Source organism: Kitasatospora sp. NPDC034533 (assembly GCF_055575155.1).
This window is the reverse complement of sequence record NZ_JBVITE010000035.1, coordinates 72,560-86,005: the sequence shown is the minus strand read 5'-3', so window position 1 is coordinate 86,005 and position 13,446 is coordinate 72,560. Positions and strand designations below refer to the sequence as shown.

Annotated in this window: 10 protein-coding genes; 7 read left to right on the top strand and 3 right to left on the bottom strand. The window is 73.2% G+C overall.

Translation table 11 applies throughout. The features are described 5' to 3' along the window. Positions 1–552 precede the first annotated feature (552 nt). Positions 553–1,002, top strand: coding sequence for a PTS sugar transporter subunit IIA (locus tag ACZ55U_RS23400; RefSeq protein WP_465528551.1), 450 nt, complete (start codon positions 553–555; stop codon positions 1,000–1,002). 100 nt (positions 1,003–1,102) lie between these two features. Beyond that, a complete protein-coding gene (gene ptsP / locus ACZ55U_RS23395; RefSeq protein WP_465528549.1) occupies positions 1,103–2,773 on the top strand; it encodes a phosphoenolpyruvate--protein phosphotransferase in 1,671 nt (556 codons plus the stop codon). 86 nt (positions 2,774–2,859) lie between these two features. On the opposite strand, the gene ACZ55U_RS23390 is transcribed toward ptsP, so the two are convergent. The 3 genes from ACZ55U_RS23390 to ACZ55U_RS23380 all read right to left on the bottom strand — a co-directional run bounded on the left by ACZ55U_RS23390 (position 2,860) and on the right by ACZ55U_RS23380 (position 6,525). Then, on the bottom strand, positions 2,860–4,920 hold the full coding sequence (locus ACZ55U_RS23390; RefSeq protein ID WP_465528547.1) for an acetoacetate--CoA ligase: 2,061 nt from the start codon (positions 4,918–4,920) through the stop codon (positions 2,860–2,862). Between the two features lie 87 nt (positions 4,921–5,007). After that, positions 5,008–5,574: an NUDIX domain-containing protein gene (locus tag ACZ55U_RS23385; RefSeq protein WP_465528545.1), complete on the bottom strand. Its 567-nt coding sequence runs from the start codon at positions 5,572–5,574 to the stop codon at positions 5,008–5,010. A 51-nt stretch (positions 5,575–5,625) separates the two neighbouring features. Then, positions 5,626–6,525, bottom strand: a complete 900-nt coding sequence (locus ACZ55U_RS23380; protein WP_465528543.1) for an NUDIX hydrolase — start codon at positions 6,523–6,525, stop codon at positions 5,626–5,628. A 190-nt stretch (positions 6,526–6,715) separates the two neighbouring features. Between ACZ55U_RS23380 and mmuM the strand changes: the two genes are divergently transcribed. The 5 genes from mmuM (at position 6,716) to ACZ55U_RS23355 (ending at position 12,993) form a co-directional block, all read left to right on the top strand. Continuing rightward, the gene (gene mmuM, locus ACZ55U_RS23375; protein WP_465528541.1) at positions 6,716–7,651 is read left to right on the top strand and encodes a homocysteine S-methyltransferase; all 936 of its coding nucleotides are present in this window, start codon (positions 6,716–6,718) and stop codon (positions 7,649–7,651) included. A 157-nt stretch (positions 7,652–7,808) separates the two neighbouring features. Then, positions 7,809–8,573, top strand: coding sequence for an IclR family transcriptional regulator (locus tag ACZ55U_RS23370; RefSeq protein WP_465528539.1), 765 nt, complete (start codon positions 7,809–7,811; stop codon positions 8,571–8,573). 313 nt (positions 8,574–8,886) lie between these two features. Further along, positions 8,887–9,606, top strand: coding sequence for an MIP/aquaporin family protein (locus ACZ55U_RS23365; protein WP_465528537.1), 720 nt, complete (start codon positions 8,887–8,889; stop codon positions 9,604–9,606). Positions 9,607–9,702: 96 nt separating this feature from the next. Further along, complete coding sequence (glpK, locus tag ACZ55U_RS23360; RefSeq protein ID WP_465528535.1) at positions 9,703–11,223, top strand: glycerol kinase GlpK; 1,521 nt, start codon at positions 9,703–9,705, stop codon at positions 11,221–11,223. Positions 11,224–11,397: 174 nt separating this feature from the next. Next, positions 11,398–12,993, top strand: a complete 1,596-nt coding sequence (locus tag ACZ55U_RS23355; RefSeq protein WP_465528533.1) for a glycerol-3-phosphate dehydrogenase/oxidase — start codon at positions 11,398–11,400, stop codon at positions 12,991–12,993. Positions 12,994–13,446 lie beyond the last annotated feature (453 nt).

Genomic DNA, 13,446 nt, shown 5'->3' with positions numbered 1-13,446 from the left:
AAGGAATCTCCAACCCCAGTCACAATGACCGAGGCCGGGGATGTCAACATATCTGGCGTTGACTTTTGGCACGCTGTTGAGTTCTCAAGGAACGGACGCTTCCTTCGGACCGCCTTCCGGCAGGCCCTCCGGGCTTCGTTCTTTCGTGTTTCCAGCCTATCAGACGGTTTCCGTTCCGTTTTCCGGAGGTTTTCTCGTCTGAAATCTGGCGTTAACCGCCGAGTCGCGGCGACCCGACCCACCTTAGCGGGTCGTCGGCCGGAGCGCGAATCGGGGCGCGCCCGGGGTCCTCCGGACGGGGCATGATTTGTTGCTCTCGCGAGCATATACAGCAATGGGTCCGATTCGCCAAGATGCCTGTAGAGTGCGGCGCATCGGCCGAGAGGACTAGACCACTCCGGGCTCGATGGGTCGTCGACCAGCAGGTGGGCGGAGGGTTCTTCGCCCGGGAATGTCAGCAGATGTCCAAAGTTGACATGATTTAGGCTTCAGTCGATCGTCGCGCCGCTCCTCGCGGCCACTCGCTTTACTGCGCACTTGGGAGGCACAACCATGACCACTGTGACGTCGCCGCTGACCGGCAAGGTCGTCGGGCTCGCCGGCGTGCCGGACCCGGTGTTCTCGGGGGCGATGGTCGGCCCGGGGACCGCGATCGACCCGGTTCGTCGGCCGACCGAGGCGGTCGCTCCGGTGGATGGTGTCGTCGTCTCCATGCACCCGCACGCGTTCGTCGTCGTGGATGCCGAAGGCCACGGTGTGCTGACCCACCTCGGGATCGACACCGTCCAGCTGAACGGCGAGGGCTTCGAACTGCTCGTCAACAAGGGCGACACGGTGACCCGCGGCCAGGCCGTCATCAAGTGGGACCCGGCCGCCGTCGAGGCCGCGGGCAAGTCGCCGATCTCGCCGATCGTGGCGCTGGAGGCCACCCCCGACTCGCTCGGCGACCTGCGCGAGGACGGTGAGGCCGTCTCCGGCGAGCCCCTGTTCAGCTGGAGCTGAGCTCTCGACCTTCGACACACACCCGCCCCGCAGGAAGTGACGGGGCGGCCCGGCACTCAGCGGTTCCCGGCGGGGCCGCTCCTCTCAGCGGAGACAGGTAATGGAGAAGACACTGCGCGGCGTGGGTGTCAGCCACGGGGTCGCGATCGGCCAGGTGCGGCACATGGGGACGGCGGTGCTGGAGCCCCCGGCCACCCAGATCCCGACCGAGGACGCCCCGCGTGAGCAGGCGCGGGCCCAGGCCGCCGTCGAGGCGGTCGCCGCCGACCTCGTCGCGCGCGGCAACCTGGCGGGCGGCGAGGCGCAGGCCGTGCTGGAGGCCCAGGCGCTGATGGCGCAGGACCCGGAGCTGATGGCCGACGTGTCCCGCCGGATCGCCGTCGGCAGCAGCGCCGAGCGCGGCGTCTACGACGCGTTCGCCGCGTACCGGGCCCTGCTCGCCTCCGCCGGGGAGTACCTGGCCGGGCGGGTCGCCGACCTGGACGACGTGCGCAACCGGATCGTGGCCCGGCTGCTCGGTGTGCCGATGCCTGGTGTGCCGGACAGCGACGAACCGTACGTGCTGTTCGCGCGGGACCTGGCGCCGGCCGACACCGCGCTGCTCGACCCGACGCTGGTGCTCGGCTTCGTGACCGAGGAGGGCGGGCCGACCAGCCACAGCGCCATCCTGGCGCGGGCGATGGGCGTGCCGGCCGTCGTCGCGCTGCCGGGGGCGATCGAGGTCGCCGAGGGCACCGTCGTCGCGGTGGACGGCAGCTCCGGTGACGTGCTGCTGGAGCCGTCCGAGGAGAAGCAGGCCGAGCTGCGGGCGGCCGCCGCCGAGCGCAAGGCCGCACTGGCCGCCTCCTCCGGCCCGGGGCAGACCTCGGACGGGCACCGGGTGCCGCTGCTGGCCAACGTGGGCGGCCCGGCCGACGTGCCGGCCGCGCTGGCGAACGGTGCCGAGGGCGTCGGCCTGTTCCGCACCGAGTTCCTGTTCCTGGACGACTCGGCGAAGGCGCCCAGCGCGGAGAAGCAGGTCGAGGCGTACCGCCAGGTGCTGGAGGCGTTCCCGGAGGGCCGGGTCGTGGTCCGGGTGCTGGACGCGGGCGCGGACAAGCCGCTGGACTTCCTGACCCCGGCCGACGAGCCGAACCCGGCGCTGGGCGTGCGCGGTCTGCGCACCCTGCTGGAGCACCCCGAGGTGCTGCGGACCCAGCTGCGGGCGCTGGCCACGGCGGCCGAGGGCCTGCCGGTGCACCTTGAGGTGATGGCCCCGATGGTGGCCGACCGCAAGGACGCCAAGGACTTCGCGGCCGCGTGCCGGGAGGCCGGGCTGGACGCCAAGTTCGGTGCGATGGTGGAGATCCCGTCGGCCGCGCTGCGCGCCCGGGCGATCCTCCAGGAGGTCGAGTTCCTGTCGCTGGGGACGAACGACCTCGCCCAGTACACCTTCGCGGCCGACCGCCAGGTCGGTGCGCTGGCCCGCCTCCAGGACCCGTGGCAGCCGGCCCTGCTGGACCTGGTCGCCGCGGCGGCCGACGCCGCCCGGGTGACCGGCAAGAGCTGCGGCGTCTGCGGTGAGGCGGCCTCCGATCCGCTGCTGGCCGTGGTGCTGACCGGCCTGGGCGTCACCAGCCTGTCGATGGGCGCGGCCTCGATCCCCTACGTGCGCACCACGCTCGCCAAGTACACGCTGGCGCAGTGCCGCCGCGCGGCCGAGGCGGCCCGGGCCGCGGACAGCGCCGAGGAGGCGCGGGCCGCCGCGCAGCAGGTGCTCTCGGGCGAGTAGGGACACGAGGGACGCGCGGGCACGAGAAAGGGGCGCTCCCGCCGGGATCCGGTGGGAGCGCCCCTTTCGGTGTCCGCAGGGGCCGGTCAGGCCTGGCGCTCGACGCGGAGCCGCTCGAAGAAGCGCAGGTGTTCGAGGTGGTCGACGGAGCCGGGGTTGACGGCCTGTTCCAGCGGGGTGCCGGAGAGGATGCGCTTGACCGGGACCTCGATCCGCTTGCCGGTGAGGGTGTGCGGGAGGCCGCGGACCGCGATGACCTCGTCGGGGACGTGCCGCGGGGAGAGCTCGGTGCGCAGCGCGGTGCGGATGCGGCCGATGAGGTCGTCGTTCAGTTCGGCGCCGGGGGCGAGGACGACGAACAGCGGCATCCAGTAGCCGCCGTCGGGTTCCTCCAGGCCGATGACCAGGGACTCGGCGATCTCGGGCAGGCGCTCGACCACCTCGTAGATGTCCGCGGAGCCCATCCGTACGCCCTGGCGGTTGAGGGTGGAGTCGGAGCGGCCGTGGATGACGACGGTGCCGCGGGAGGTGACGGTGATCCAGTCGCCGTGGCGCCAGATGCCGGGGTAGGTGTCGAAGTAGCTGTCGTGGTACCGGGTGCCCTCGGGGTCGTTCCAGAAGCCGGTGGGCATCGACGGGATGGGCTTGGTGACGACGAGCTCGCCGACGGTGTCGGTGTGCGGGCGGCCCTGGACGTCCCAGGACTCGACGGCGGCGCCCAGGCAGGGGGCCTGGATCTCGCCGAGGTGGACCGGGAGGGTGGGGACGCCGCCGACGAAGCAGGAGCAGACGTCGGTGCCGCCGCTGACCGAGGCGAGCCAGACGTCCTGCTTGACCTCGTCGTAGATCCAGCGGAAGCCGTCCGGCGGGAGCGGGGAGCCGGTGGTGCCGATGCAGCGCACGGCGGAGAGGTCGAGGTCGCGGCCGGGGTGCAGCCCGGCCTTGCGGCTGGCGATGACGTACGCGGCGGAGGTGCCGAGGACGGTGGCGCCGGTGCGGGCGGCCACGGACCAGAGGGCGCCGGTGTCGGGGTGGCCGGGGCTGCCGTCGTAGGTGACGATCGTGGACCCGACGAGGAGGCCGGCCAGCAGGAAGTTCCACATCATCCAGCCGGTGGAGGTGTACCAGAGGAAACGGTCCTGCGGGCCGAGGTCCAGGTGGAGGCCGGCCTGCTTGAGGTGTTCGAGCAGGATGCCGCCCTGGCTCTGGACGATGGCCTTGGGCAGGCCGGTGGTGCCGGAGGAGTAGAGGACCCAGAGCGGGTGGTCGAAGGGGACGGCCTCGAAGACCGGTTCGACGTCGTCGGCGACCAGGTCGTCCCAGGTCAGGGCGCCTTCGGGGGCGGGGGCGCCGAGCAGTGGGACGTGCACGACGGTGTGCAGGCCGGGCAGTTCGCGGCACAGTTCGGCGACGACCTCGGTGCGGTCGTGGTCCTTGCCGCCGTAGTGGTAGCCGTCGATGGCGAAGAGGACGGCGGGTTCGATCTGCTGGAGGCGGTCGAGGACGCTGCGGGCACCGAAGTCGGGGGCGCAGCTGGTCCACACGGCGCCGACGGCGGCGGTGGCGAGGAGGGCGACGGCGGCCTGCGGGATGTTGGGCAGGTAGGCGCCGACCCGGTCGCCGGGGCCGATGCCGCGGGCGCGCAGGGCGGCGGCCAACGAACCGACCTGGCGGCGCAGTTCGGCCCAGGTGAGGACGACGGGCTGGTCGGTGGACTCGTCGAGGTGGAGGATCGCGGGGTGGTCGGCGTTGCCCGGGGCCGCCCCCGCGCGCAGCGCGTGCTCGGCGTAGTTGAGGCGGGCGCCGGGGAACCAGCGGGCGCCGGGCATCGCCGGGTCGGCGAGGACGGCCTCGGGGGCCTGGGTGAAGCGGACGTCGAACCACTGGGTGATCGCGGTCCAGAACCGGTCGAGGTCCTCGGTGGACCAGGCGTGCAGGTCCGCGTAGCGCTGGGCGGCCTGCTGGTCGTCGGCGGCCGGGGCGAGCGGGGCGGCCGGGGCGCCGTGGTTCTCGGCGGCCCAGGCCTGGAAGGCCACGAGGGTGGTGGCGGCGGCGCGAGCGGGGTTGGGGCGCCAGAGCGGCTGGTCCTGCGGTGGGGTGCTCACGGTGGTGGTCTCCCGGCCGGTGGTGGGGACGGGAGGGCTCATGGCAGACCCGTCCGGTTGGGCTGTCGGTGCAGACCATGCCATGTGATCGGCCGCCGCGCCAGGGTCCGCCGAGAGGAGGACCGGAGGTCAGCGGGGGGTGAACTCGCCGCCGAACCAGCGGCGCAGGACCTCGTTGTGGAAGTCCCACACGAGGGCGGTGTCGGCGGTGGCGAGCAGCCAGCCCTCGGTCTCGTCGGTGGGGCGCGAGGGCGGGAGGTCGGCGAGCGGGCGGGCGGGGAGCAGCCCGCAGACCATGACGAAGCGGCCGGCGGGGTCGGACGTGATGTGGATCAGGGTGACCTCGTCAGGGTCGGCCACGATGCCCGTCTCCTCGTGGAGTTCGCGCACGCAGGCCTGCTGCCAGCTCTCGCCGAAGTCCATGTAGCCGCCGGGGAAGGCGAGTTCGCCGTAGCCGGGTTCGATGGTGCGGCGGATGACGACCAGGGCCGGGTCGGCGTCGGGGCGGGTGACGGGCAGGACGGTGACCGCGACGGGCAGCGGGTTGCGGTAGCTGATCTCGGCGCAGCCGGGGCAGGTGCGGGGCCAGGCCTGTGTGCCGGACGGGTAGGGCGTGCCGCAGAAGTGGCAGTGGGAGTGCGGCCGGTGGCCGGTTCCGGGCGCTTCGCCGGCGGTCGTCGCTTCGTCAGTGGTCATGGCCGGATGGTAGCCGGGTGGGCCGGCGGCGTTGCCCGGGGCCGCGGAGGGTCAGGGGGACTCGGAGCCGTCGGCGGTGTCGTCCCGGGTGGGGCGCAGCAGTGCGGGGTGCAGCACGCAGGCACCGCCGGCGCGGTAGGTGCGGGCGCGGGGGCCGCCGCGGGCGCCGCCGCGCGCGGTGGTGGTGCCGGTGCTCTCGACGAAGCCGGGCACGGACAGCACCTTGCGGTGGAAGTTGCCGGGGTGGAGCTTCTCGTCCCAGACGGCCTCGTAGACGGCGCGGAGGTCGGGGATGGTGAAGTCGTGCGGCAGGAAGGCGGTGGCCAGCGGGCTGTACTCGAGTTTGGCGCGCACCCGGTCGAGGCCGTCGGCGAGGATGCGGGCGTGGTCGAAGGCCAGTGTGAGCGGGCCGGAGCCGGTGCTCCCGCCGACGCCACCCCCGTGGGTGTCGGCGGGAGCTCCGGCAGCTCGGGACCGGCCGTGGGGCCGGAGGTCCAGGTGGGAGACGGGGTGCCAGGCGGCGGCCGCGGCGTCCGTCCCGGCCCGGGGATCGGGCAGGTCCGGGGCGAAGGCGAGGTAGGCGACGGAGACCACGTGCATCCGCGGGTCCCGCTCGGGGGCGCCGTAGGTGCCGAGCTGTTCGAGGTGGAGGCGGCAGGGCCGGGCCTCGGGGACGCCGTGCAGGCCCGTCTCCTCGGCGAGTTCGCGGGTGGCGGCCTCGTCGAGGTCCTCCTCGCCGGCCCGCAGGAAGCCGCCGGGCAGCGCCCAGCAGCCCTGGTGGGGCGGGGCTCCGCGCTCGACCAGCAGGACGTGCAGGCTGCCCTCGCGCAAGGTCAGGGCGACCACGTCCACGGTGACGGCGATCGGGGCGTAGGCGCGCGGGTCGTACGTGGCGAGCCACTCCTGCTCGGCCTCCGGCCCGGTGGGGGGCGGCCGGCCGTCCGCTGCCATCGCCGGGTTCCTTTCCGTGCCGGGCCGGTGCGAGGGGGTGGTCTCGCCGGTGCTGTTCGTCTGGGGCGCCGTTCTTCTCGGGCTGAGCACAACGTAGCGACTGCGTGCCCGGGCGGCAAATGGTTTTCCCCTCGGGTGGGGGCGCCCGCCTTCTAGGCTGTGACCAGGAACTCTGCCAGAGGAGGCGGCCATGCCCACCACTCCCCCGCCGGACTTCGCCGCCGCGTTGGCCACCGGTCCGCTGGTGCTCGACGGCGGGATGTCGAACCAGTTGGCGGCGGCCGGGCACGACCTGTCGGACGGGCTGTGGTCGGCGCGGCTGCTCGCGGACGACCCGCAGGCGGTGGTGGCGGCGCACCGGGCGTACTTCGCGGCCGGCGCGGACGTCGCGATAACGGCGAGCTACCAGGCGAGCTTCGGGGGCTTCGCCCGGCGCGGGGTCGGCCGGGCGCAGGCGGCGCGGCTGCTGGCGAGCAGCGTGGAGCTGGCCCGGGAGGCGGCGCGGTCCGCACCGGGCGGGCGGCGGCGCTGGGTGGCGGCGTCGGTGGGGCCGTACGGGGCGGTGCTGGCGGACGGGTCGGAGTACCGGGGCCGGTACGGGCTGAGCCTCGCGGAGCTGGTCGCCTTCCACCGGCCCCGACTGGAGGTGCTGGCGGCGGCCCGGCCGGACGTGCTGGCGCTGGAGACGGTGCCGGACGCGCGGGAGGCGCGGGCGCTGCTGGAGCTGGTGCGCGGGCTGGGGGTGCCGGCCTGGCTGTCGTACAGCATCGAGGGCGACCGGACCAGGGCCGGGCAGCCGCTGGCGGAGGCCTTCGCGCTGGCCGCCGGGGTGGACGAGGTGGTCGCGGTGGGCGTCAACTGCTGTACGCCGCAGGACGCCGATCGGGCGGTGGCGGTGGCCGCCGAGGTGACCGGGAAGCCGGTGGTGGTCTACCCGAACAGCGGGGAGCGCTGGGACGCCGGCCGCCGGGGCTGGCGCGGTGAGCCGACCTTCCGTGCGGCCCGGCTGGGTGGCTGGCTCGCGGACGGGGCGCGGCTGGTGGGCGGCTGCTGCCGGGTCGGGCCGGACGACATCGCCGCGCTGGCGGCGCAGGTGGCGGTGCTGCGGGCGCATCCCGTGGGCTGACGGCACCGGACCGACGCCCCGCCGCCGCGGTCCCCCTCCGGGCGGCGGGGCCGGTTGCCCCGGGGGGAATGTGCGCGGAGTCAGGGCGGCCTGGCAGACTCGTCCCCGTCACCACTGCGGTCGACAATGTCGACCGCCTGTCAGCGCGGAGGTTCCCATGCCCGGCCCGATCCAGTCGCTTTCCCGGGCCGCCGCGATCATGCGCCTGCTGGCCGGCGGTGAACGCCGCCTGGGGCTGTCCGAGGTCGCGACGGCGCTGGACCTCGCCAAGGGCACCGCGCACGGCATCCTGCGCACGCTCCAGCAGGAGGGGTTCGTCGAACAGGACCCGGAGAGCGGCAAGTACCAGCTGGGCGCCGAGCTGCTGCGGCTCGGCCAGAGCTACCTGGACGTGCACGAGCTGCGGGCGCGGGCGCTGGTGTGGGCCGACGACCTGGCCCGGGCGGCCGGCGAGACGGTCTACCTGGGAGTGCTGCACCAGCAGGGCGTGCTGGTGGTGCACCACGTGTTCCGGCCGGACGACACCCGGCAAGTGCTGGAGGTGGGCTCGATGCAGCCGCTGCACAGCACCGCGCTGGGCAAGGTCCTGGTGGCCTACGACCCCGTTGCGCGCGGGGAGTTGGGCGACGGGCCGTACGAGTCGTACACCCTGCGGACGCTGACCGAGGCGGGTGACGTGGACGCCGAGTGCGCGCTGATCCGGGAGCGCGGCTGGGCCGACTCGATCGAGGAGACCTGGGAGGGCGTGGCCTCGATCGGCGCGCTGATCCAGGACCGGCGGCGCAACCCGGTGGGCGCGGTGTGCATCAGCGGGGCGGTGGAGCGCGTCTGCGAGGACGGCTTCGTGAAGCCCTCGCTGGTGGCCTCGGTGCGCAGCGCGGCGCGGGCGATCTCCCGCGACCTGGGCGCCGGGCGGTTCTGAGCGGGACCCCGCGGAGGGGTCGATTCGTCACGCAGAGGCGCGGACGGGCTGGAGGCCTGTCCGCGCCTCTGGCGTTTTGTCCTATTTTCGGGCGCTCCGCTCGGTAACGTCGACGGACCGCCCGAGGTGAGGGTCACAGCTCCGTAACCCCGCCTTGACGCGGGGGCGACCTGGGGAGGAAGCTTCCGCATGGCGGTCGACATTGTCGAACGATGGCCGGAGAGATCACTCCCACAGTGCGCTCACCCGCACAACGATCGACCGGCCGTCTGCCCCCACCTACCCTCCGGGCCATATGGACAAGGGAGTCTTTGTGTCCGCGTTCTCCAACGGCGACGTCTTCGTCGGCGAAACCCTCGGCACCGCCGCCCTGATACTTCTCGGTGGCGGCGTCTGCGCCGCCGTGACCCTCAAGAAGTCGAAGGCCGTCAACGCCGGCTGGCTGGCGATCACCTTCGGCTGGGGCTTCGCGGTCCTCATCGCCGCCTACATGTCGGCCCCGAAGTCCGGAGCGCACCTCAACCCGGCCGTCACCATCGCGCTCGCCGTCAAGAGCGGCGAGTGGAGCCAGGTGCCGCTCTACCTCGGCTCCCAGCTGCTCGGCGCGATCATCGGTGCCGTGCTGGTCTGGGCCGCCTACCTGGGCCAGTTCAACGAGAACAAGGAGCCCACCCTCGGCATCTTCTCGACCGGCCCCGAGATCCGGAACCCGGTCCAGAACGTGATCACCGAGGTCATCGGCACCTTCGTGCTCTGCTTCGCGATCCTCACCATCGGCACCAACTCCGGCCTCTCCCAGTCCGGCACCGGCACCCTGATGGTCGCCTTCACCGTCGTCGGCATCGGCCTCTCGCTGGGCGGCCCGACCGGCTACGCGATCAACCCGGCCCGCGACCTCGGCCCGCGCATCGCGCACGCCCTGCTGCCCATCCCCAACAAGGGCACCTCCGACTGGTCGTACGCCTGGGTGCCGATCGTCGGTCCGATCCTGGGCGGCCTGGCGGCCGGCGGCCTCTACAACGCCATCTTCTAAAGGACGGGTTCGACCCCGCCGAGCACGGGGACTGACCGATCGAACGTCAGGCCCACCCACCCCGTAATCCCCGAACCCGAGCCGAGGACCCTCCCCATGACCTCCACCGGTAACTACATCGCCGCGATCGACCAGGGCACCACCTCCAGCCGCTGCATCATCTTCGGCGCCGACGGCCGGATCGTCGCCGTCGACCAGCAGGAGCACCGGCAGATCTTCCCGCAGCCCGGCTACGTCGAGCACGACGCCGCCGAGATCTGGACCCGGGTGCAGTCGGTCGTCCGCGGCGCGCTGGAGAAGGCCGGCCTGACCAAGGACGACATCCGCGCGATCGGCATCACCAACCAGCGCGAGACCACCGTCCTGTGGGACAAGAACACCGGTGAGCCGGTGCACAACGCGCTGGTGTGGCAGGACACCCGCACCGAGGCGCTCTGCCGCGAGCTGGGCCGCAACGTCGGCCAGGACCGCTTCCGCCGCGAGACCGGCCTCCCGCTGGCCAGCTACTTCGCCGGCCCGAAGATCCGCTGGCTGCTGGACAACGTCGAGGGCCTGCGCGAGCGCGCCGAGGCCGGCGACATCCTCTTCGGCACCATGGACACCTGGGTGATCTGGAACCTCACCGGCGGTGTCAACGGCGGCAAGCACGTCACGGACGTCACCAACGCCAGCCGCACCATGCTGATGAACCTCCACACCCTCCAGTGGGACGAGAAGATCGCCGAGTCGATGGACGTGCCGATGGCCGTCCTGCCGGAGATCCGCTCCTCCGCCGAGGTGTACGGCGAGGCCGTCGGCGACCTGGCCGGCGTCCCGGTCGCCTCCGCGCTCGGCGACCAGCAGGCCGCGCTGTTCGGCCAGACCTGCTTCGACGAGGGCGAGGCCAAGTCCACCTACGGCACCGGCACCTTCCTGCTGCTGAACACCGGCGAGAAGATCGTCAACTCGTACCACGGGCTGCTGACCACCGTCGGCTACCGGATCGGCGACCAGGCCCCGGTGTACGCGCTGGAGGGCTCGATCGCCGTCACCGGCTCGCTCGTCCAGTGGCTGCGCGACCAGCTCGGCATCATCTCCACCGCCGCCGAGATCGAGACCCTCGCCAACACCGTCGAGGACAACGGCGGCGCCTACTTCGTCCCGGCCTTCTCCGGCCTGTTCGCCCCGTACTGGCGCTCCGACGCCCGCGGTGTGATCGCCGGCCTGACCCGGTACGTCACCAAGGGCCACCTGGCCCGGGCCGTCCTGGAGGCCACCGCCTGGCAGACCCGCGAGGTCGTCGACGCCATGCAGAAGGACTCCGGGGTCGAGCTCACCGCCCTCAAGGTCGACGGCGGCATGACCAGCAACAACCTGCTCATGCAGAACATCGCCGACGTCCTGGACGCCCCGGTCGAGCGCCCGTACGTGGCCGAGACCACCGCCCTCGGCGCCGCCTACGCGGCGGGTCTCGCCGTCGGCTTCTGGAGCGACCTCGACACCCTGCGGGCCAACTGGCACCGCGCCGCCGAGTGGACCCCGCGCATGGACGAGGCCACCCGGGAGCGCGAGTACAAGAAGTGGCTCAAGGCCGTGGAGCGCACCATGGGCTGGGTGGAGGAGGAAGAGAACAACTGACCGACAAGCCGGTCGGGGCCCCGTGCCCCGGCCGGCCGCCCGCTGTTCCGGCAACGGGCGCACCCGTGTTTCACCGGCCCGCCGCACCGGGCCGACCGGCCTCTCCCGCAGAGGCCGCACCGCACCCGAGAGGAGTAACGGCGCCGCCCGACCCGCGCGCCGTACACAACCACCATGGCTACCATCCCGACCCTGGGCGCCGAGCGCACCGCCGGCCGCACCGCCTCCCGCGCCGAGACCCGCGAACTGCTCGGCAAGGCCACCTACGACCTGCTGGTGATCGGGGGCGGCATCCTCGGCACCGCCGTCGCCTGGACCGCGTCCCAGGCCGGCCTGAAGGTCGCCATGGTCGACGCCGGCGACTTCGCCGGCGCCACCTCCAGTGCCTCCTCCAAGCTCGTCCACGGCGGTCTGCGCTACCTCCAGACCGGCGCGGTCAAGCTGGTCGCGGAGAACCACAAGGAGCGCCGCGCGCTCTCCACCGACGTGGCCCCGCACCTGGTCAACCCGCTGACCTTCTTCGTGCCGGTCTACAAGGGCGGCCCGCACGGCGCCGCCAAGCTCGGCGCCGGCGTCTTCCTGTACTCGGCGCTGTCCGCCTTCCGCGACGGCATGGGCCGGGTCTCCACCGCCGCGCACGCCGCCCAGCAGGTGCCCGCGCTGCGCACCGACGGCCTGCGCTCGGTGGCCGTCTACGGCGACCACCAGATGAACGACTCGCGCGTCGCCGTGATGACCGTGCGCGCCGCGGTCGACGCCGGCGCCGTGGTGCTCAACCACGCCGAGGTCACCGGGCTGCGCTTCACCGGCGGCCGGGTCACCGGTGCCGAGCTGCGCGACCGCCTGGACGGCAGCGAGTTCGGCATCGACGCCCGCCTGGTGCTGAACGCCACCGGCCCGTGGGTCGACCACCTGCGCAAGATGGAGGACGCCGGCGCCGCGCCGTCGATCCGCCTCTCCAAGGGCGCCCACGTGGTCGTCAAGCGCCGCTCGCCGTGGCGCGCCGCGCTGACCATCCCGATCGACAAGTACCGTGTCTCCTTCGCCATCCCGTGGGAGGACCACGTCCTGCTCGGCACCACCGACGAGGAGTACACCGGCGACCCGAAGGACGTCCGGGCCACCGAGGCGGACATCGACCAGATCCTGGGCGAGGCCGGGCACGCGATCCGCGACGAGCACCTCGACCGCGACCTGATCACCTACTCCTTCGCCGGCCTGCGGGTGCTGCCGGGCGGCCCGGGCGACACCGCCGCCGCCAAGCGGGAGACCGTCGTCACCGAGGGCCGCGGCGGCATGCTGTCGGTCTCCGGCGGCAAGTGGACCACCTACCGGCACATCGGCCGCACCGTGCTGGAGAAGCTGGCCCACGTGCCCGGCACCAGCCTCGGTGAGGACATGTCCCCGATCGCCCCGACCGTCCCGCTGCCGGGCGTCGGCGCGCCGAACGCGGTGGCGCACCGCCTGCTGATCGACCGCGAGCCGGGCTCGCGGATGGAGCCGCTGGTGGCCAAGCACCTGGCCAGCCACTACGGCACCCTGTCCTTCGAGATCGCCCGCATGATCGACGAGAACCCGGAGCTCGGCCGGCCGATCCACGAGGACGGCCCGGACGTCTGGGCGCAGGTCGCGTACGCGGCGGACAACGAGTGGGCGTACACCACGGACGACGTGCTGCGCCGCCGCACCACGATGACGGTGCGCGGGCTCGACACCCCGGAGATCCGGGCCGAGGTCGAGGCCTTCCTCGCGAAGCGCGGGAACAAGTAGGCAGGGCCGCACGGAGCAGGCGCTCGGAGGCGGGTCCTCCGCGGCGGGCGGGCGTTCGGGATTCCCCCGGGCGCCCGCCCGCCGTTTCGCGTCGCGCGGGGGCGCCGGACCGGGAGGCCGGGCCCTGAGCACCCGCGCCGGGCGGGGTCGCCGAGCCGGTCGCCGTCGGGCATGAGCGGTTCGGCGCGGGCACCCGGGGGACGCTGCCGGAGCCGGTACGCCGGGCGCGAGTGCCGTGGGGGCGGCGACGGGGTCCTGGCGGTGGCGCTGCCGAGCGCTGCCTGGGCTGATGGGCGTACGGGCGTACGGGCCCGGTCGTACGGGCGGGCTGACGGGGAAACGCCGAGGGGGGGGAACCCCTTGGTCCAAAGTGCCCACCCCCAGCGGGGGCTCTGGAAGGGGCACCAGACCACCCAAATGGAAGGGACGGACCAAGACACAGAGGACAACAAG